Genomic DNA, 18815 nt, shown 5'->3' with positions numbered 1-18815 from the left:
TCACACCCGTTCCCATACCGAACACGGAAGTTAAGCTCTTTAGCGCCGATGGTAGTTGGGGGCTTCCCCCTGTGAGAGTAGGACGTCGCTAGGCAATGAAAACAGTCAGCTGTGTGCTGGCTGTTTTTTTATGGACAAGAAGCTAAAGCTGTTGACAAACATGTAAAGAGCAACTACAAAACACTAGTTATTGTAGCTGCTCATTTTCTATTCAACTTCTTTCAGCAAGTGTGTCGTAGCGAAAATGAAACGTCAGTTACAGAAGTTTCCCACCTCTATAGGTGGTGAGATGAATGCGGATTTAAGCTACTTTCAGCGGGCGTCCAAACACCCGCTGAAATAGGGGAACTCAGTCTAAAAACGCCACGTCCTGTGGCATTACCGAAAATGACCGACATCGTGTCGGCCCTCGTATTGTTGTTGCTGTCGCTTCGCTTTCGCACAAGAAACATCTGTTGCTGTCGCTTCGCTTTCGCACAAGAAACATCTGTTGCTGTCGCTTCGCTTTCGCGCAAAAAATATCTGCTGGCCTAAGCACAAAGCCGAATCCGGACGCAATTATGCCGAGGAATAATAGATTTGCAAAGTCGATGCCTAAAAGGTAGAGAATATAAAAATGAAAAATATATAAAAAAGTATTGCATATTACTATTTCCTATGATATATTTATAAATGTCTTAAAGAGGTCCCGTGGTGTAGCGGTTAACATGCCTGCCTGTCACGCAGGAGATCGCCGGTTCGATCCCGGTCGGGACCGCCATTATAATCGATAATATAGTTCTTATGATGCTTTTCAATCATAAGAACTTTTTTTATTGTTATTATAAGGAAATTAGTGGATGTTTATAATTTCTAAAAGCTATCCAGTAAAATTGCTTTTATAATATTTCTTGTATCCAATGATTTAAGATGGAGGAGAATACCTCGATACCCCTGCCAAAAACGGACTAGACAAGACCCTACAGTGTCTGTGTTAACAAACTAGTCAGTAGAAAGGGTGTAGCATTTGAAGAAACTCTACCATTGCGTTTCACTACAGCATTGATGAAGAGTGGTAGAAATAAAGAGTTGGGTAATAAATCTAACAAATAGAGCATTAACCATAAAAATTACGATGATAATTATCGATTTCTCTCGTTTGAAAAAGATTTGGAGGTGTTAGCATGAGAAATTATTTTTACATAAACCGTCTTAGTATATGCTTGCTCTTGGGTGCTGCTGTAATACTAGCAGGCTGTGGAGATCCTATTTTAGATATTGAGGAATCCAATGCGTACCACTGGCAAAAAAATATGAATGAAGCGGAATTTGAAAAATTAAAAGAAGGTATGACATATATGGAGGCAGTTAAAATTGCTGGGGGAGCAGGAGAAATGTTGAAAAAAGACCAATACCGCTGGAATGATGAAATACTTATGACAAAAGCTTATAATGTACGATTTAAAGATGATAAATTGGTTAACAAAGAGATAAGTGAGGTAAAGGGTAAAAAAAAATAAGCATTTCTTTTTATAAGCGTGTTGTATCTTTATTTTGCACATGATTTAGTAGCGATAGCGATAATTAACCCAAGGCATAATTGTTTTAGGCTGTTGACGAATGTTTTTTTGTATAAGCTGTATAGTAGTGACCTCATTTTTCTCTAGAATCTACATGGATAGGTTTACCTTGTATAAAAAATAGTCAAACTTGCCCTCATGCTTAAGCACAAAGCCGATTCCGGACGCAATTATACCGAGGCATAATTGATTAGTAGTTTTAGCTTGTCGACTCATCCCATGATGAGCACCAACTCGGAGTGAAAATCACTTTTGTTTATTAGATACACAGTAATTTATATTCTTTTTGTCGACAAGCTGCAACAATTACGCCAAGGTGTAATTGTTTTTTTTGAAATCCATTGGATGTTTTGAACATTTACGCTTGTTTCGGTAAACTAGAAGTAATGGAGCTAGGAGAGGAAAAAGAGATATGTATGAAAAAATAATGAATTCACTTGATGATACTGAGCATTTTGCGTTGAAGCTAGCAAGCTTACTAGAAGCCCAGGATACAATTACATTAGAGGGTGATTTAGGCGCTGGTAAGACGACATTTACGAAAGCATTAGCGAAGGGGCTTGGCGTGAAGAGAACAGTCAATAGCCCGACATTTACGATTGTAAAGCAATATGAGGGGCGTTTACCATTTAATCATTTAGATGTTTATCGTTTAGCAGAAAGCGATGAAGACCTTGGATGGGACGAACTATTTTATGGTGATGCGGTGTCAGTTGTCGAGTGGGCTCATTTGATTGAACAGGATTTACCACAGGAGCGCCTTGGAATAGAAATTTACCGAATCGGAGAAAATCAACGACGATTTGTATTAACACCTCTTGGAAAGCGATATGAGGCATTATGTGAGGAGCTAATGAAATGATTTGGTTAGGGATTGAAACAGCGAATGCACCACTTTCTATTGCTGTAATAAAGGATGGAAAAGTGGTCGCAGAGATTGTACAAAATATAAAATTAACGCATTCAGCAGGTGCTATGCCAGCCATTGAAGAAGTGCTAGCAAATGCTGGCGTAAAGCCAAGTGAGTTAGATGCGATTGCTGTATCGGAAGGACCTGGTTCTTATACAGGTGTACGAATAGGTGTGACGCTTGCTAAAACATTAGCATGGACATTGCAAAAGCCTTTAGTTGGAATATCTAGCTTAAAGTCATTGGCCGCAAATGCAGCACTATATGATGGGTTTATTTGTCCTATTTTTGATGCGCGAAGAGGCAATGTTTATACGGCCGTTTATAAAGGTCGTGAGCTTGAAACAATTATAGAAGATTATCACGATCATATTGATGGCTTGTTAGAGCGTTTACAGGCTTTAGAGGCACCGATTTTATTTGTTGGAGTAGATGTAGATGTTTTTTGGCATAAAATCGTAGAGGTGCTAGGTGATTATGCGAGGCGCATACCGTTTAGTCATGACTTGCCACGAGCAAGTGAAACAGTTCGATTAGCAACGAAAGTGGAGCTACCAAGTGTGGATGCTGTTCATCATTTTGTACCGCAATACAAACGTATTGCAGAGGCGGAGGCGAATTGGCTGAAGGAACAAAAGGAGAAGGCACATGAGTAGTAATGTAATATATCGTAAAATGGTAACTGAAGATGTCCCAGCAGTGTATGAAATTGAGCTTGCTACATTTTCTACACCATGGACGTTAGACTCTTTTTATTATGAAGTGCATGAAAACCAGTATGCACATTATGTGCTAGCTATAGATGACTATAATAACATTATCGGTTTTTGTGGAATGTGGATGGTTATAGACGCAGCGCAAATTACGAACGTAGCCGTTATAGATGCTGCTCGCGGTCGTGGAATTGGTGAAGGATTAATGCGAGAGGCAATGCGTATCGCTAAAGACCATAGTATGGAAGTCATGAGTTTAGAGGTGCGAGTAACAAATACAGTTGCTCAAAATCTTTATCGAAAGCTTAATTTCCAAGATGGTGGCATACGTAAAGGCTATTATACAGATAACGGGGAGGATGCCCTTGTCATGTGGGTGAATTTATGATGGAAGATCGAATTATATTAGCAATAGAATCGAGCTGTGATGAAACAGCAGCTGCGATTATTCGAAACGGCTCTGAAATTGTTTCAAATGTAGTTGCATCTCAAATAGAAAGTCATAAACGATTTGGTGGGGTTGTACCTGAAATTGCATCTCGTCATCATGTTGAGCAAATTACAGTGGTTATAGAAGAAGCATTAGCACAGGCAAATATGAAGCCAACTGATTTAGACGCTGTGGCAGTTACTGAAGGTCCAGGTCTTGTAGGTGCATTGTTAATTGGGATTAATGCCGCGAAGGCCTTTGCGTTTGCCAATGATTTACCGATGATCGGTGTGCATCATATAGCTGGACATATATATGCTAATGCACTCGTGCAGCCGATGGAATTCCCATTATTAGCACTAGTTGTATCAGGTGGCCATACAGAGTTAGTTTATATGAAAGAACATGGCTCTTTTGAAGTCATTGGTGAGACGAGAGATGATGCAGCTGGTGAAGCTTATGATAAGGTTGCACGTGTCTTAGGCTTACCGTATCCAGGTGGCCCACGTATTGACAAGCTAGCACATGAGGGGGATGAGGCTGTAACCTTCCCACGAGTGTGGTTAGAGGAAGATTCTTATGATTTTAGCTTTAGCGGTTTAAAATCAGCAGTTATTAATTATAAGCATAATATGGATCAGCGTGGAGAAGAGATTTCTCCGACTGCCGTTGCCAAAGGATTTCAGGATAGCGTAGTTGAAGTGCTAACAGCGAAAACATTACGGGCAGCACGTGAATATAAAGTGAAGCAAGTTATTGCAGCTGGAGGTGTAGCGGCAAATAAAGGCTTACGTACATCACTTGAGTCTGTATTTGCGGAAGAAGGTATCCCGTTGTATGTACCGCCATTAAAGCTTTGTACAGATAATGCCGCTATGATTGGGGCAGTAGCAACGCCAATGTTTGAAGCAGGTATTCGTGGTAATTTATCAATGAACGGTCGCCCTGGGATGGAGTTAAAATCCTGGCTTTAATTTCTTTCAGAAGTTAAAGCCTCCGGCATAGAAAAAGAGGTGTTTTAGATTTAATTCTAAAATACCTCTTTTTTGCTTTTATGAAAAAATTGTTGAGAAAACAGTGTATATAAGAAGATATGAATCTAGTTAGTTGACAAATTTTTCAGAAAATTATCCACAGGCAAGGCGGAAATAAAAGAGCGAACATCCGTACTTATGCACAAAATGTTGATAACTTGTGTATAACTTGTGATTATTCAATATATAGTAGCCTGTTTTGCACAGAATGATGTGAATAAAATATTTTTGAATTGTGGACAATGTGGAAAAGTCTGTTGATATGTTGGTATTACTAGATTTATAGTGTGTATAAAGTTGTGGGCATTTTTTGTCGAAAAATAGCACTTGACCAATATATATGAAAAAACAGGGCGAGTAAAGTAAAAAGCCATGCGAAAAGTCACATGGCTTTACAAGACGCCCACCTTAAAAAAGTTCGGTGGGGGATGTTATACAGTAATTTTTTCAAGTTCTTCACTTAGCTCCAGCCATTCCATTTCAAATAACTCGTACTGTTCCTTAGAAGTGGATAATTCATCCTGGAGTTGTGTGATTTTTTCGTGGTCTGTGAAAATCTCAGGGTCGCAAAGTGCTTCCTCTAAGCGAGCTATTTCAAGATTTACTTGCTGCATTTTTCCTTCTAGTTCCTCAAGCATGCGTCTAATTTGACGTTCCCGTTTTTTAGCCTCTTTATCAATTTTAGAGGTAGAGATCTTATCAGGTACATCCGCTTGAGCCTGCGGTTGAGCAGCTGCCTTCATTTGTGCAATTTCTAATAGCTCTTGTTTCTTTTCAAGATAATAATCATAGTCACCTAAGTACTCAAAGGAACCATCGCCAGATAGTTCGATTACTTTAGTAGCAATTCGATTGATGAAATATCGGTCATGCGATACAAATAAGAGCGTTCCAGGATAATCAATCAGTGCGTTTTCCAGTATCTCTTTACTATCTAAGTCTAAGTGATTGGTAGGCTCATCGAGAATTAAGAGATTTGCCTTTTGCATCATCAACTTAGCTAATGCAAGTCTAGCCTTTTCTCCACCAGATAAAGACGACACGATTTTATCTACATCAACCCCACTGAATAAGAAGCGGCCTAGCACTGTGCGAATATCTTTTTCATTCATTAAAGGCCATTCATCCCATAGCTCTTTTAGTACGCTTTTATTGCTCGATAGCTTGGCCTGCTCTTGATCATAATAACCAATTTGAACATTTGTACCATAGCGAATGTCTCCAGCGAGTGGTAGCAAATCTTTGACGATGGTTTTTAATAAAGTGGATTTACCAACGCCATTTGGTCCAACAAGTGCAACGCGGTCTTCTCGGAAAGTGCGTAATGTGATGCCACTCGATATTTTCTTATCACCATAGCCTATAGCTAAGTCATCTACAGATAAAACATCGTTACCACTTTGACGTTCAATTGTAAAACCGAAGCTTGCTGACTTTTCATCACCATCAGGGGAATCCATCCATTCTGTTCGTTCAAGCATTTTACGACGACTCTGTGCCATTTTAGTAGTAGAAGCACGAGCGATGTTTTTTTGAATAAATTCCTCAAGCTTTGCCTTTTCATCTTGCTGACGTTCATAAAGCTTCAAATCGCGCTCATAATTTTTCGCTTTTTCATCTAAATAGGCACTATAATTGCCTGTATATTTTGTGACGCGATGACGAGAGACTTCGTAGACAATGGAAACAACCTGGTCTAAGAAATAGCGGTCATGGGAAACAATTAGAATAGCCCCTTCATAGCTTTTTAAATATGATTCCAACCAAGAGAGGGTATCAATATCTAAATGGTTAGTTGGTTCATCGAGTATTAATAGGTCAGGTTTACTTAAAAGAAGCTTAGCAAGCGCTAACCGAGTCCGTTGTCCCCCTGATAGTGAGCTAATTGGCTTTTCGTAATCATTAGGATAGAACTGCATGCCATGAAGGACAGAACGTGTATCAGATTCATATTGATAGCCACCCGCATCCTTAAAATTATGCTGCAAATGATCGTATTCAGACATTATTTTTGCATATAAAGTAGGATTTTCATAAACAGTTGGATCGGCCATTTGTTGTTCTAATGATCGTAGTGTTTGTTCTTGGGCAATAAGCGGCTCAAAAATTGTCATCATTTCATCCCAAATCGACAATGTTGAGTTTAATCCAGCATGCTGCTCTAAATATCCAATTTGTACACCTTTAGGAATAATAATATCGCCAGAGTCATATGACATTTGACCAGCAATTATTTTAAGTAAAGTGGACTTACCAGCACCGTTACGACCTACTAATGCAACACGGTCACGATGTTGAACTTCTAATTTTACGCCACTTAAAATTTCATCTGCAAGGAAGGATTTATATAGTTGATTGACCTGTAAAACAATCATTCTTGACACCTCAATTCTTCCTTAGTGTAATGGATGAGCGATTGGCTTGCAATGTCGATGCTTTACTTATTCCAAGCTGTCATGTAAGATTGAAACGATTTCCCTTTATTTAGTGGCGTAAAAGCGCCATTAACTAAAGGAAAATCCTCCAGTGAATATTATAAACTTAGAAATATAAAGCATGTATCATAAATAGAACTTGATACGTTTTAAGGGGGAAAAAGTTTGAAACAAGAATTAAAAATTCCACAAGCCACTACGAAAAGACTTCCTCTTTACTATCGTTTTATCCAAAACTTTGCACAAGAAGGCATGGAACGCATTTCTTCGAAGGAACTAAGTGAAGCGATGAAAATTGATTCTGCAACTATTCGCCGAGATTTTTCTTATTTTGGTGCTCTTGGGAAAAAGGGATATGGCTATGATGTGCAGCATCTCTTACAATTTTTTAGCCAAACGCTCGATCAACATGAAGCGACAAAAGTAGCGTTAATTGGTGTAGGGAATTTAGGTAGTGCTTTATTAAAATATAATTTCCAAAAAAATCATAATACTCATATCGTTGTGGCATTTGACTCGAAGGCCCCAAAAGAAGGGAAGATGATTAGCAATATTCCTGTTTTTCACCCTGATTTATTGGAAGAGAAGTATGCAGAATATGGAGCGGAGCTTGCAATTTTAACAGTTTCACCACGCTCTGCACAGAAAATGGCTGATAGATTAGCAGCGATGAACGCAAAAGGAATTTTGAACTTTACGCCAGAGCGTATTACTGTACCAGATAAAATGCAACTTTTAACAATCGATTTATCGGTAGAGTTGCAGGCACTTATTTATTTAATTCGTAATCAGGAAGAGTGATCATAGTACATAATTTAACTTCTTTCAGCGGAGTCCAAACACCCGCTGAAAGAAGTTAAAGTCTCCGGACGCAATTAGGCCGGGGTATAATTGATAGTATAGCTCACAGTTTCTGTTAAATAGAAGTATGTAATAAATTGAGAGAATGACGAAAAACTTTCACATATTATTAGTTAGCAAAATGGCGAAATATGCGTTAAAATGATGGATATAAAGAGGAGGTGGCTGTAATGGGTGGTATTGGTCCTATGAGCCTCATTATTATCGGAATTGTCGCATTACTAATTTTTGGTCCTAAGAAGTTACCAGAGCTTGGTAAAGCATTTGGTTCAACATTACGTGAATTCAAAAATGCTACTAAAGGTTTAGCCGACGAAGATGATGATGACAAGAAAAAGAAAGAATTAGATAAGTAAGTTAGGATGTTTGAGGAATGAATCCAAGAGATCTAACTGTCATTGAACATATAGAAGAATTAAGAAAACGGCTTTTCATTGTTGCCGTTTTCTTTGTTCTCGCTATGGCTGGCGGCTTCTTTGTTGCAAAGCCGCTTGTTAAATACCTTCAAAGTACTGGAGCGAATTACAATATAGAGCTCCATGCATTTGATGTAGTAACACCGCTTGCAATTTATATCCAAGTAGTTTTCTTAATCGCTTTTATTCTTTCTTCGCCGGTATTGATGTATCAATTGTGGGCTTTTATTAGCCCGGGATTAAGGGACGTAGAACGAAAAGCAACTTTAAGCTATATACCGTATTCATTTTTATTGTTTTTAGCAGGGCTATCCTTTTCATACTTTTTACTATTCCCTTATGTCATAAAATTCATGATGAATTTATCAAACGATTTAGAAATTCAACAAACAATTGGCATACATGAATATTTTACGTTTTTATTTAAGCTTACAATACCTTTTGGTTTCCTTTTCCAATTACCGATTGTAGTCTTGTTTTTTTCACGTATTGGGATTTTATCTCCTGAGTTACTAATTCGTATTCGTAAGTATTCATACTTTGGTTTATTTGTATGTGCTGCTCTAATCGCGCCACCTGAATTAGCTTCGCACTTAATGGTTTCAGTACCGTTGTTTGTTCTTTATGAAATTAGCATTATGATTTCTCGTATTGGCTATAAGAAATACTTAAAATCAGAGGAAATGCGAATGAAGGAAGAACAAGAGGCTGAGCAAAAACGTCAGATAGAAGAGGCACTTGAACAGCAGAGGCGTCAAATCGAAGAATTGAATCAATAATAATAGAAGCTCGATGCTAATTAGTAGCATCGAGCTTTTTCGTCATTATAGTTACAGCTTACATGCAATAAAAATCAGTGGAAGAAAAACTCCCACTGATTTTTTATTGCATTTTTTCTAGTTCTTGAAGAAACTTTTGCAATGGTTCTGCATACAATTGTACAAGTGTCACAAAACCGTTCAGCATGACATGGGCGATAATTGACGTCCAAATGCGTTTCGTTTTGTGATATAAGAAGGCAAAAATTAATCCACAAATTGTATAAAGCAAGATATGTGAGAAGTCCATATGAATAAGTGCAAAGAAAATGGCACTTACTATAGCGGCTACCCAGAAATTAGTTGTTTGGACAAGCGAACCAAAAATTACACGACGGAAGACGAACTCTTCTAAAATTGGTCCAAATACGACAATTGCTAGTATCGCAATAGGAGCGCCTTTTGCTATACCTACAATATCAGCTGTGTTTTGCGACCCACCTTGGATACCGAATATAGCCATTTCGATAGCTGCGCCAATCATTTGGCCAAAGAAGACTAAGAAGAAACCAATAATTCCCCACATAATTGACAGTGGTATCGTTTCTTTCTTCCCTTTATAAATATCCCAAAACGCTTTATCGCGAGATGTTAAGATTAAGCTTAGAATTAACGCAATAGCAAAGCTGAGTGCAATATACCAGCCTTGCGTGAGCGGAGCAGCTTGCTCACTAGGTAAACCGGTTGTACTCATAACAAACTTGTGAAATGGGCTTGCCAGCCATCTACCTGATATTTGCATGAGGATATAGATCAGTAAAACATAAAGGGCTGTTTTTTTATGTTTATTTATTTTTTGAGAATTGTTCACAGTCAAAATCCTTTCCATTCATTATGCTACCTTTCTATTGTAGAGGAATATGGAAAGAAAACAAAATTTTTCGAAGTTCTGACTTGCAAAAAAAAGTGTGATTGATTATCATAATAATTGTGTTAGCACTCGTATAGGTAGAGTGCTAATAGACTTAAACTTACATTTAATTAATAGGAGGTTGTTTCACTTGTTAAGACCACTAGGAGATCGTATTGTAATCGAACTAATCGAGGTAGAAGAAAAATCTGCATTCGGTATTGTACTGCCAGACTCTGCAAAAGAAAAACCACAAGAAGGTAAAATTGTAGCAGTTGGGACAGGTCGTATATTAGAGAACGGGCAACGTGTTGAGCTTGACGTTAAAGTTGACGACCGCATTATTTTCTCTAAGTACTCTGGTACAGAAGTTAAATATGAAGGTAATGAATACCTAATTTTACGCGAAAGCGATATTCTTGCAATTATTGAATAAGTTCATACTTTTTTAGTTTATTAAAGTTAATACCTTTAGTGATTGTCACAGATAGACAAATGAATGGGTGACAATGACAGTATGGCGAAATTTTTATAAATATATTGATGAAGCTTAACGAATATTCCATTCCAGGAGGGTAAATTCAAATGGCAAAAGATATTAAATTCTCAGAAGAAGCACGTGCATTAATGCTACAAGGTGTAGATAAATTAGCAAACGCAGTAAAAATTACTCTAGGGCCAAAAGGTCGTAACGTAGTTTTAGAAAAAAAATTCGGTTCGCCACTTATTACAAATGATGGTGTAACAATTGCAAAAGAAATCGAGCTAGAAAATCCATACGAAAATATGGGTGCAAAATTAGTAGCAGAAGTTGCTTCTAAAACAAACGAAATCGCTGGTGACGGTACAACAACTGCAACAGTATTAGCTCAAGCAATTATTCGTGAAGGCTTAAAAAATGTAACAGCTGGTGCAAATCCTGTAGGCATTCGTAAAGGGATCGACAAAGCAGTTGCAGCAGCCCTGACAGAATTAAACGCTATTTCTCGTCCAGTAAGCAACAAAGAGGAAATCGCACAGGTTGCGGCTATCTCTGCTGCTGATGATGAAGTAGGGCAATTAATTGCAGAAGCAATGGAACGTGTTGGTAACGACGGTGTTATTACAATTGAAGAATCTAAAGGCTTCACAACTGAGCTTGATGTAGTTGAAGGTATGCAATTCGACCGTGGTTATGCATCACACTACATGGTAACAGATACAGATAAAATGGAAGCTGTATTAGATAATCCTTACATTTTAATTACTGATAAAAAAATTACAAACATCCAAGAAGTATTACCATTATTAGAACAAGTGGTACAACAAGGTCGTCCACTGTTAATCATCGCTGAAGATGTTGAAGGTGAAGCTCTTGCAACACTTGTAGTGAACAAGCTTCGTGGTACATTCAATGCTGTAGCGGTTAAAGCTCCAGGATTTGGTGACCGTCGTAAAGCAATGCTAGAAGATATCGCAATTTTAACAGGTGGTCAAGTAATTACAGAAGAATTAGGCTTAGATCTTAAATCAGCTGATATTACATCACTTGGGCGCGCTGCGAAAGTTGTTGTGACAAAAGACAATTCAACAATCGTAGAAGGTGTTGGCGGTGCAGATGCAATCGAAGGTCGCATTGGTCAAATCCGTGCTCAACTTGCTGAAACAACTTCAGAATTCGATAAAGAAAAATTACAAGAACGCCTTGCAAAATTAGCAGGTGGTGTAGCAGTAATCAAAGTTGGTGCTGCAACAGAAACAGAACTAAAAGAACGTAAACTTCGCATTGAAGATGCGCTTAACTCAACTCGTGCAGCAGTTGAAGAAGGTATCGTATCAGGCGGTGGTACGGCACTTCTTAACGTATATGCGGCAGTTGAAAAAGTAGCAGATGCAGAAGCAGGCGATGTAGCAACTGGTGTGAAAATTGTTCTACGTGCTTTAGAAGAGCCAGTTCGTCAAATCGCAAACAATGCTGGTCTTGAAGGCTCAATTATCGTGGATCGCCTAAAACGCGAAGAAATCGGTGTAGGCTTCAACGCTGCAACAGGCGAATGGGTAAACATGATTGAAGCGGGCGTAGTAGACCCAGCGAAAGTAACTCGCTCAGCTCTACAAAACGCAGCATCTGTCGCAGCTCTATTCTTAACAACAGAAGCAGTAGTAGCAGATATTCCAGAACCAGCATCAGCAATGCCAGATATGTCTGGTATGGGCGGCATGCCAGGAATGATGTAATCTACGGCTTAGCCAAAAACCACTTCTCAAATTTGAGAAGTGGTTTTTGTGCTTTAGTGAATCTTTATCAGTGAATGCTGATAAAAGCTGGTTTTTCGCAAAGATATGTACCCTTTTTTAGGATGGTGTATTCCTCCTTAAGTGCATGCAATTTCTTTTCATAATCGTTTTGCACCCGCTTTAACTCTGTCGGTGTGACATATTGAATTAATAATAAATTCTTATAATAAATAAAAAGGCTATTCATTAGTTCATATTTGAACTTCTGGATAGCCTTTTTGCTATAGTCATTTGTATTGAACTTCAATTAGGTTGAGAATCTACATCCCTGGTAGGTTTAAGCCAGGATATTGTCCACCTGGAAATGGCATTGGAAGTTGCGGATATGGCTGCTGAGGATGCGTAGGACGCATATGTGGTGGATATGGTTGCTGAGGACGCGAAGGATGCATATGTGGTGGATATGGTTGCTGAGGACGCGAAGGATGATTATGTGGTGGATATGGTTGTTGAGGACGCGAAGGATGCATATGTGGTGGATATGGTTGCTGAGGACGCGAAGGATGCATATGTGGTGGATATGGTTGCTGAGGATGCGAAGGATGCATATGTGGTGGATATGGTTGTTGAGGATGCGAAGGATGCATATGTGGTGGATATGGTTGTTGAGGACGCGAAGGATGCATATGTGGTGGATAAGGTTGCGAAGGCCGAGTTGGGTACGGAAGTTGCGGATATGGTTGCTGAGGGCGTGTTGGATACGGGCTACCAGAAGGCATGGTAGGATGAAACGGAATGTTAACATCAACATTGTCGGGATTTAAATTAGGGTTGACCAATGAAACACACCTTTCTTCGTTTTTCTTTTCTAACATATGCCTACAATTATGATCGTCGTAGGCATTAAACTAGGTGAATAATCAACAAAGGTAGAATTCATTAAAGTAGAAAATGTTATAAAATATATCAAATTTAATTATAATAGAAGGAAATATCATTTAAAGGATGTTTAGATAAATGACCATTATAAAAATAAAGAAAATTAAGATACAAAATTTACGAAATGTACGACATGGTGAAATTGTGTTAACGGTGAATTTTGAGACGTTTTTTAAGGCTAATGTTGTAGGTTTATACGGACAAAACGGTTCAGGGAAAACAACGATTGTTGATGCATTTGGCTTGCTCAAGGCACTGATCTCCGGCTGGATTACTGAAATAAAATTACCGTCTCAGGAAAAGAGATTAATTATGGCAGGGGAGGATACGGCAAGTATTGAGTTCGAGTTTCTTGTAGAAAATCCATTTGGCACATTTTTTCTCAATTATTATGTAGAGTTACAAGAAGATCAAAACAGACTATACACAACGGTTGAACGTATAGCGTACAGAGAGAATGAGAAAGGAAAGCGTTCAAAGATTCTAATTAATGTTACAGAGGAAGACATACAACTACGTAAAGCAAATCTTTCTGATATGAATGAAAAAACGCGTATCCAATTACTAGTCATTCATCAACTATCTAAAAAACAATATACATCCTTTGTCTTTCACAAAGATTTAAAGCCATTATTACAAGACAGGCTGTCAGAGCTAGAAATGCAATTACTTCACAATTTAGCAATAGATTTTAATCGAGATTTACATGTTGTGAATAATCAAAATATCGCACCCTTATATGAGGAGCGCAGCATGCCATTTAGTATCCATCTAGAAAAAACTCGTGGTTCTATCCCTTACAATTTGAAAGGGCCAGCGTTATTGCCAGAGGATACGTTTAATGTGTTATGTGAAGTAATAGAGCAAAGTAATCGTGTATTATCAGCGATTATTCCAGGTCTGACTATAAAGATTAATGTAATTACCAAACAAACGATGGATAATGGAGAAAAAGGAATCCGTTTTGAATTTTTATCACAACGAGGGGAGCGCGAATTACCACTACGGACAGAGTCAGAAGGGATTTTGAAAATTATCTCTGTACTCAGTGTGCTCATTGCCGTTTATAATAACCCAAATGCTTGTGTAGTGATTGATGAACTAGATTCTGGTGTTTTTGAATATTTATTAGGCGAGTTGTTAACAGTGATTGATGAGGACGGAAAAGGCCAGCTTATTTTTACGTCTCATAATTTACGCGTGTTAGAGGTGCTTGCTATTAAAAACTTATGGTTTACGACAACGAATGAGGAACGTCGTTATATGCAGCTAAAGGGTATTAAAGAGGTAAATAATGCTCGGGATGTTTATTTACGTGCAATTCAGTTGGGCGGACAGGATGAAGAGGTTTATAAAGAAACGAAGATATTTAAAATTAAGCGTGCCTTTAGAAAAGCGGGTGTCCAGCGTGACTAAAAAGGTTCTTTTAATCATTGTAGAGGGGCAGACGGAGCAAATTATTTTAGAGGATTATCTAGATGAACATTTTGCAAATTCTACGATTCGCTTCGATGTACAACGGGAAGATATTTTAACGAAGTGGGATGCAAATAAACGGATACCTAATATTAAAAATAGTATTACGAGAGTGATTCAGAACTATTTGCAGAAGTATAAGTTTTTAGCGAAGGATTTAACTGCAGTCGTTCATATTACTGATGCAGACGGGTGTTTTATTGCCCCCGAATTTGTCAAAGTGAAGGAAGATATTGAACAAAAATTATACTATACAGAAGATGCAATATTGGTGAAATCTGAGAAGCGTAAGGAGCAAATTGAGCAACGAAATGAAATGAAGGCGAATAATGCCAAAATCCTTGTAGCAAATGATCATTTTAGCATTCAGCGATTAAGAATACCGTATCAGCTATTCTATTTTTCTACAAACTTAGAGCATGTACTATGGAATGAGCGCAATGAAATAGCAACGGAAAAGGTGCAAAAGGCTGATGAATTTATGGACAGTTTATCGAGTTCCATAGAAGAGTTTTTAAAAGACTATCTTCCAGTTAACTCTGAGCTTCCTTATAAAGAAAAAATGAAAATGAGCTGGTCATTTTTGATGGAGGGCTGTAATTCGTTACAGCGCGGAACGAATGTGCCGTTATTATTTGAAATGATTAAATCAGATGTACAATAAAGTGTAACTTTAATCGGTGGGGGCCACATCTTCCACTGATTTTTAGTCTTCACCAATAAGGCTTTAATGGGCAGTTAATGTCTATGCCCTCCATTAATCGTTGGAGGGCATTTTATTGTGTAGAAGACAAAATATAAATTAGAGCAACATGCCAGAAGATACATATTAAGTGCAATGGTTGATTGTAGTGGAGACTGGACAGCGCCCAGGCGGGAATAACTTCGCTAATTCCTCCACAATGTGTGTAAAAATAATTTGGAAAAGTGTAACAAATTATTTGTTGCGACGACTTATTTGTGAGTGTAGAAAGTGGGGTGAGGTTTTGCATCAGGATATATTTAAAATTGAACAATTGTACGATTGTTATCATCGTGATGTGTATCATTTTGCACTTTATTATACAAATAGCAAACAAGAGGCAGAGGATATTACACAAGAAACGTTTTTTAAGGCGATGAAGCAGTTAGATAATTTAAAGGATAAAGATAAAGTAAAAACTTGGCTCTTATCAATTGCACGGAATACAGCAGTAGATATACATAGAAGGCAGAAAATAAAACGTTTATTAACAGAAAAACTTAGCTGGCAGCCCGTATTGAAGGAAGTGCCAAAGCCTATAGAGATTGTGGAGAAAAATGAGCAATGGCAGATAGTACAAGAAGCATTAATGACATTAAAATCACATGATCGGACAATCATTATTTGCAGAATGCTAAAAGACTACACGATACAAGAAACAGCTGCGATTTTAGGTATCTCAGAAGTTAAGGTGCGTGTTGATTTTCATCGAGCAATGGCGAGGCTTCGAAAAAAGGTAGGGAGGGATGATTGATGGAAGAACGTGATTACAATTTATTTGATGCACTAAAAAAACGCCCTGATAAAGAGCCAGATATAGATTACTCAAATCAATTACGGCAAAAACTCCAAAAGACTCATGTAACAAAAACAAAAAGATTTTCTATCGCAACCATACTAACCGTTCCAGTGACGCTAGTTGTTCTTCTATTTGTATTCAGCATTGGTACAGGACAATCGTTCAATTTGAAAAATGCAGCACAGTTAACCATCAATCTAGAAAAAGACCTTACTAATATAGTGTGTATGTTCCTCATGCTTACGCTCTCATTGTTTATTTTGTTCGTTTATTTCAAGGGGCTTACGAAGGGAAGACTTGTCTACATGACATTTTCTTTGTCTTTCTTGGCATGGATAGGGAATCTAGTATATGCAGAGCACCGAAATATTGATGAACCTATTGTGCAACCAAGTTATAGCGAATCCTACGATTATACGAGTAAGCAAGACAATATAGATGAAATTCAACAGGAACAGGATAACTACTGGATGAAAACAATAGAGGGAGGTATAAAATAATGAAAAATCCTTACGATTATTTATTTAATGGCATGGGTTTTATTTTTATTGATTTAAGTGCTTTTGGATTACCAGATATATTACCAGATTTCATTGGTTATCTATCTTTCGCATACGGTATTCACTTGTTGCCGTCTTTTCATAACTTAAAGCGTTGGTCAAAAAATTTCGCCATTATTTTAATGATAATGTCATTTTTCGTGGAGCTAGCTCGATGGCTTGGTTATAAAGTACCCGGTGAAATTGGAATAGATTTTATGCAATTTTTATTCATCGTTTTTATGTATTGGGTTTTTCAATTATTATTACACATTCATAATAATAAACCTCTTGAAGCTAAAACATTTAAAACGTACCAGAAATTCATGGCATTTATGCTTTGCGGCTTCGTAATACAGGCATTTTCAATAAATGTTGATACAAGTATGCGAGAAATTACTCATTTTATAGATTCTTTATTACAGGTGTTTTCTTATTTCTTTGTTATATTCTATTATCGAACGTGTCATAAATACTATAAAGAACTTAATGAAAAAAAGGTCCATTCGCTAGAATAAGCGAAGGATCTTTTTTTGTTTATAGGGAATCTGTTCTTATTGAACAGTGACATCTTTTCCTTTCCTAATTCATAAGCTTTATAGGTGTGATTTTATCAAGCTAAGAGGAGGCACTGACATTCAAATACATGTTGTACGGGCAGGGGAGTCCTTATGGGGTATTGCACAGTCGTACGGGACATCAGTTCAAAGTATTGTAGATGCCAATCAAATTCCTGAACCAAATAGATTAGTTATAGGGCAAGCACTTGTGATACCGATTGTCGGAAATTTCTATTATGTGCAGTCAGGAGATAGTCTATATTCAATCGGTCAACGCTTTGGCATAAATTATTCAACACTTGCTCAGGTAAATAATATAAGTCCGAGTCAACCTTTATCGATTGGTATGCGACTTTATATTCCACCTCAACCAAAAACAAAAGCTGAAACATTGGCATATTTAGAGCCAAGAGGAACATTCGTTAGTGAGGCATTATTGAGCCAAGCGAGAGAAGCGGGTCCATTTTTAACGTATCTTGCTTTATTTAGCTATGAGGCAAGGCGAGATGGAACGCTTAAGAGTCCTCCGAGTCAAGGTGTGACGCAAATTGCTAATGATACAGGAGCTTCTCTAGCAATGGTTGTCTCAAACCTAGAGAATTTTAGCTTTAGCGGTGATTTGGCGAGAGATATTTTTCAAAGTACAGCAGTACAGGATTTGCTTTTTAATAATATTCTTGAAGAGGCAAAGCGTTTAGGAACCGTTAAAGATATTCATTTCGATTTTGAGAATTTGCCGGGAGATCAACGAGAAGCGTATAACAATTTTTTAAGGAGAGCGGTGAGTCGATTCCATTCACAGGGGTATACCGTATCGACAGCGCTAGCTCCCAAAACAAGTGCTACTGAGCGAGGTCCATGGACGGCGGGGCATGATTATAAAGCACATGGAGAAATAGTGGATTTTGTTATGTTAATGACTTATGAATGGGGATATTCTGCAGGACCACCTATGGCAGTATCGCCACTTCCAGAGGTAGAAGCGGTTGTAAAATATGCAGTAAGTGAGATACCTCGAAACAAAATTATACTTGGACAGAATTTATATGGATATAACTGGACACTTCCTTTTGTACAAGGGGGCCCGAATGCAGAAGCAATTAGTCCACAAAAAGCAATTGAGATTGCTAAAAAATATAATGCTGCTATTCAGTTTGATTTGAGATCTCAAGCACCGTTCTTTGAATACTATGATGAGCAAGGTAAAGCACATGTAGTCTGGTTTGAGGATGCTAGATCCATTCAAGCGAAGTTCAATTTAATTAAGCGGTACCAACTTCGTGGAGTAGGCTATTGGAAGTTAGGTTTACCATTCCCACAAAACTGGTTATTGATTGGGTCGAATTTTGATGTAGTAAAGAAATGAAATCTTAAGGAGCAAACACTTTCGCCTCGGCGTAATTGTTGCTGTCGCTACGTTAGCACTCGATTTCGCTACAAAAGAGTTCATTCTCTTTTCTGATAAATATTAACAATTAGGAAACGCTGTTTCCATTTCTGGAAATATATATTATAAT

Annotated in this window: 20 protein-coding genes, 1 tRNA gene and 1 rRNA gene; 19 read left to right on the top strand and 3 right to left on the bottom strand. The window is 37.8% G+C overall.

The annotated features are described in order from the left end of the window. Positions 1 to 94: ribosomal RNA gene (gene rrf, locus ACQKMI_RS22735) — 5S ribosomal RNA — on the top strand; the annotation flags it as partial. 181 nt (positions 95 to 275) lie between these two features. Here the strand turns inward: rrf and ACQKMI_RS22730 are convergent. After that, positions 276 to 515, bottom strand: coding sequence for a hypothetical protein (locus ACQKMI_RS22730; protein WP_427492624.1), 240 nt, complete (start codon positions 513 to 515; stop codon positions 276 to 278). 169 nt (positions 516 to 684) lie between these two features. On the opposite strand from ACQKMI_RS22730, the gene ACQKMI_RS22725 reads away from it, so the two are divergent. The 6 genes from ACQKMI_RS22725 (at position 685) to tsaD (ending at position 4586) form a co-directional block, all read left to right on the top strand. Then, positions 685 to 760, top strand: a tRNA-Asp gene (locus tag ACQKMI_RS22725). A gap of 403 nt (positions 761 to 1163) precedes the next feature. Then, on the top strand, positions 1164 to 1499 hold the full coding sequence (locus tag ACQKMI_RS22720) for a hypothetical protein (protein WP_427492622.1): 336 nt from the start codon (positions 1164 to 1166) through the stop codon (positions 1497 to 1499). Between the two features lie 472 nt (positions 1500 to 1971). Next, positions 1972 to 2421: a tRNA (adenosine(37)-N6)-threonylcarbamoyltransferase complex ATPase subunit type 1 TsaE gene (tsaE, locus tag ACQKMI_RS22715; RefSeq protein WP_323651158.1), complete on the top strand. Its 450-nt coding sequence runs from the start codon at positions 1972 to 1974 to the stop codon at positions 2419 to 2421. Beyond that, a complete protein-coding gene (tsaB, locus tag ACQKMI_RS22710) occupies positions 2418 to 3125 on the top strand; it encodes a tRNA (adenosine(37)-N6)-threonylcarbamoyltransferase complex dimerization subunit type 1 TsaB (RefSeq protein ID WP_427492620.1) in 708 nt (235 codons plus the stop codon). The genes tsaE and tsaB overlap by 4 nt, the downstream gene beginning before the upstream one ends. Next, positions 3118 to 3570: a ribosomal protein S18-alanine N-acetyltransferase gene (gene rimI / locus ACQKMI_RS22705; protein ID WP_427492618.1), complete on the top strand. Its 453-nt coding sequence runs from the start codon at positions 3118 to 3120 to the stop codon at positions 3568 to 3570. Before tsaB ends, rimI begins: the two co-directional genes overlap by 8 nt. Beyond that, positions 3567 to 4586: a tRNA (adenosine(37)-N6)-threonylcarbamoyltransferase complex transferase subunit TsaD gene (gene tsaD / locus ACQKMI_RS22700; protein ID WP_427492616.1), complete on the top strand. Its 1020-nt coding sequence runs from the start codon at positions 3567 to 3569 to the stop codon at positions 4584 to 4586. The genes rimI and tsaD overlap by 4 nt, the downstream gene beginning before the upstream one ends. Before the next feature lie 491 nt (positions 4587 to 5077). Here tsaD and ACQKMI_RS22695 read toward each other — a convergent pair whose 3' ends face one another. Further along, positions 5078 to 7021, bottom strand: a complete 1944-nt coding sequence (locus ACQKMI_RS22695) for an ABC-F family ATP-binding cassette domain-containing protein (RefSeq protein ID WP_427492629.1) — start codon at positions 7019 to 7021, stop codon at positions 5078 to 5080. Positions 7022 to 7246: 225 nt separating this feature from the next. Here ACQKMI_RS22695 and ACQKMI_RS22690 point away from each other — a divergent pair, with 225 nt between their 5' ends. The 3 genes from ACQKMI_RS22690 (at position 7247) to tatC (ending at position 9137) form a co-directional block, all read left to right on the top strand. Next, positions 7247 to 7882, top strand: coding sequence for a redox-sensing transcriptional repressor Rex (locus ACQKMI_RS22690; RefSeq protein WP_049667837.1), 636 nt, complete (start codon positions 7247 to 7249; stop codon positions 7880 to 7882). A gap of 230 nt (positions 7883 to 8112) precedes the next feature. Next, a complete protein-coding gene (locus ACQKMI_RS22685; protein ID WP_010857065.1) occupies positions 8113 to 8298 on the top strand; it encodes a twin-arginine translocase TatA/TatE family subunit in 186 nt (61 codons plus the stop codon). Positions 8299 to 8315: 17 nt separating this feature from the next. Beyond that, on the top strand, positions 8316 to 9137 hold the full coding sequence (tatC, locus tag ACQKMI_RS22680) for a twin-arginine translocase subunit TatC (protein ID WP_323651101.1): 822 nt from the start codon (positions 8316 to 8318) through the stop codon (positions 9135 to 9137). A gap of 103 nt (positions 9138 to 9240) precedes the next feature. On the opposite strand, the gene ACQKMI_RS22675 is transcribed toward tatC, so the two are convergent. After that, positions 9241 to 10005, bottom strand: coding sequence for a CPBP family intramembrane glutamic endopeptidase (locus ACQKMI_RS22675; RefSeq protein ID WP_427492614.1), 765 nt, complete (start codon positions 10003 to 10005; stop codon positions 9241 to 9243). Positions 10006 to 10177: 172 nt separating this feature from the next. Between ACQKMI_RS22675 and groES the strand changes: the two genes are divergently transcribed. The 9 genes from groES to ACQKMI_RS22630 all read left to right on the top strand — a co-directional run bounded on the left by groES (position 10178) and on the right by ACQKMI_RS22630 (position 18664). Further along, positions 10178 to 10462 (top strand): co-chaperone GroES, encoded by a 285-nt coding sequence (groES, locus tag ACQKMI_RS22670; RefSeq protein ID WP_079563614.1) that lies wholly within the window; start codon positions 10178 to 10180, stop codon positions 10460 to 10462. A gap of 149 nt (positions 10463 to 10611) precedes the next feature. Continuing rightward, positions 10612 to 12243 carry a chaperonin GroEL gene (gene groL, locus ACQKMI_RS22665; protein ID WP_427492612.1) on the top strand — a complete coding sequence of 544 codons (1632 nt, stop codon included), beginning with the start codon at positions 10612 to 10614 and terminating at the stop codon, positions 12241 to 12243. 418 nt (positions 12244 to 12661) lie between these two features. Continuing rightward, on the top strand, positions 12662 to 13027 hold the full coding sequence (locus ACQKMI_RS22660) for a hypothetical protein (RefSeq protein ID WP_427492611.1): 366 nt from the start codon (positions 12662 to 12664) through the stop codon (positions 13025 to 13027). 233 nt (positions 13028 to 13260) lie between these two features. Beyond that, positions 13261 to 14598 (top strand): AAA family ATPase, encoded by a 1338-nt coding sequence (locus tag ACQKMI_RS22655; RefSeq protein ID WP_427492609.1) that lies wholly within the window; start codon positions 13261 to 13263, stop codon positions 14596 to 14598. Continuing rightward, positions 14591 to 15322: a hypothetical protein gene (locus tag ACQKMI_RS22650; protein ID WP_427492607.1), complete on the top strand. Its 732-nt coding sequence runs from the start codon at positions 14591 to 14593 to the stop codon at positions 15320 to 15322. The genes ACQKMI_RS22655 and ACQKMI_RS22650 overlap by 8 nt, the downstream gene beginning before the upstream one ends. A 322-nt stretch (positions 15323 to 15644) precedes the next feature. Then, positions 15645 to 16154, top strand: coding sequence for an RNA polymerase sigma factor (locus ACQKMI_RS22645; protein ID WP_427492605.1), 510 nt, complete (start codon positions 15645 to 15647; stop codon positions 16152 to 16154). Next, complete coding sequence (locus ACQKMI_RS22640) at positions 16154 to 16699, top strand: hypothetical protein (protein WP_427492603.1); 546 nt, start codon at positions 16154 to 16156, stop codon at positions 16697 to 16699. The genes ACQKMI_RS22645 and ACQKMI_RS22640 overlap by 1 nt, the downstream gene beginning before the upstream one ends. After that, positions 16699 to 17256: a hypothetical protein gene (locus ACQKMI_RS22635; RefSeq protein WP_427492601.1), complete on the top strand. Its 558-nt coding sequence runs from the start codon at positions 16699 to 16701 to the stop codon at positions 17254 to 17256. Before ACQKMI_RS22640 ends, ACQKMI_RS22635 begins: the two co-directional genes overlap by 1 nt. A gap of 235 nt (positions 17257 to 17491) precedes the next feature. After that, a complete protein-coding gene (locus ACQKMI_RS22630) occupies positions 17492 to 18664 on the top strand; it encodes a glycosyl hydrolase family 18 protein (RefSeq protein WP_427492627.1) in 1173 nt (390 codons plus the stop codon). Positions 18665 to 18815 lie beyond the last annotated feature (151 nt).

The organism is Lysinibacillus sp. NPDC097214 (assembly GCF_050277945.1).
In the GTDB taxonomy this organism is placed as follows: domain Bacteria; phylum Bacillota; class Bacilli; order Bacillales_A; family Planococcaceae; genus Lysinibacillus; species Lysinibacillus xylanilyticus_B.
This window is presented reverse-complemented; position numbering and strand designations above follow the sequence as displayed.

What these genes read in the sequence shown, in the direction of transcription:
- tsaE (WP_323651158.1), top strand. Translation starts at nt 1,972, where the DNA reads ATGTATGAAAAAATAATGAATTCACTTGATGATACTGAGCATTTTGCG.
- groL (WP_427492612.1), top strand. Translation starts at nt 10,612, where the DNA reads ATGGCAAAAGATATTAAATTCTCAGAAGAAGCACGTGCATTAATGCTA.
- ACQKMI_RS22720 (WP_427492622.1), top strand. Translation starts at nt 1,164, where the DNA reads ATGAGAAATTATTTTTACATAAACCGTCTTAGTATATGCTTGCTCTTG.
- rimI (WP_427492618.1), top strand. Translation starts at nt 3,118, where the DNA reads ATGAGTAGTAATGTAATATATCGTAAAATGGTAACTGAAGATGTCCCA.
- ACQKMI_RS22635 (WP_427492601.1), top strand. Translation starts at nt 16,699, where the DNA reads ATGAAAAATCCTTACGATTATTTATTTAATGGCATGGGTTTTATTTTT.
- ACQKMI_RS22655 (WP_427492609.1), top strand. Translation starts at nt 13,261, where the DNA reads ATGACCATTATAAAAATAAAGAAAATTAAGATACAAAATTTACGAAAT.
- ACQKMI_RS22675 (WP_427492614.1), bottom strand. Translation starts at nt 10,005, where the DNA reads ATGGAAAGGATTTTGACTGTGAACAATTCTCAAAAAATAAATAAACAT.
- tatC (WP_323651101.1), top strand. Translation starts at nt 8,316, where the DNA reads ATGAATCCAAGAGATCTAACTGTCATTGAACATATAGAAGAATTAAGA.
- ACQKMI_RS22695 (WP_427492629.1), bottom strand. Translation starts at nt 7,021, where the DNA reads ATGATTGTTTTACAGGTCAATCAACTATATAAATCCTTCCTTGCAGAT.
- tsaD (WP_427492616.1), top strand. Translation starts at nt 3,567, where the DNA reads ATGATGGAAGATCGAATTATATTAGCAATAGAATCGAGCTGTGATGAA.
- tsaB (WP_427492620.1), top strand. Translation starts at nt 2,418, where the DNA reads ATGATTTGGTTAGGGATTGAAACAGCGAATGCACCACTTTCTATTGCT.
- ACQKMI_RS22640 (WP_427492603.1), top strand. Translation starts at nt 16,154, where the DNA reads ATGGAAGAACGTGATTACAATTTATTTGATGCACTAAAAAAACGCCCT.
- ACQKMI_RS22685 (WP_010857065.1), top strand. Translation starts at nt 8,113, where the DNA reads ATGGGTGGTATTGGTCCTATGAGCCTCATTATTATCGGAATTGTCGCA.